We start from the raw sequence: 461 nt of genomic DNA on the forward strand, positions 1-461 counted from the left end.
TCACCTTCCACGGCGGCATCTTGAGCTGCCGGGCCAGCTCGCCGATGTTCGAGGTGCCCAGCGAGGCGACCCGGGCCGCGGTGCGCACACCGTCGGCGATGGCGTCGGCCAGCAGCACGTGCGGCACCCCCCGGTCGAGCGCCCAGCGCAGCATCTCGACCGAGCCGGCGTGGTCGCCCACGAGCACCCGCTCGGCCACGGTGAACCCGCTGACCTCGGCCTGGCCGCGGTGGAAGCGGGCCACCGCGTCGGCGTCGATGGATCCGCCGAAGTCGGAGACCAGCTGGCTGGCCGCCGCCGACAGCGACCGGAGGTCGTTGCCCACCGCCTCGAGCAGAGCGGTGGCGGCGTCGGGGGTGATGCGACCACCGGCCCGACGCACCTCGTTGCGCACGAAGGTCATGCGCTCGCCGGCGTTGGTCAGCTTCGCGCACTCGTCCTCGGCGGCACCGGCCTGGCGG

Annotated in this window: 1 pseudogene; it reads right to left on the reverse strand. The window is 74.4% G+C overall.

Annotation, left to right across the window (positions count from 1 at the left end):
• A pseudogene (locus M3677_RS17160) lies at nucleotides 1-461 on the reverse strand (DNA polymerase III subunit delta); the annotation flags it as partial.

This window comes from Curtobacterium sp. P97, from assembly GCF_023712445.1.
In the GTDB taxonomy this organism is placed as follows: Bacteria; Actinomycetota; Actinomycetes; order Actinomycetales; family Microbacteriaceae; genus Curtobacterium.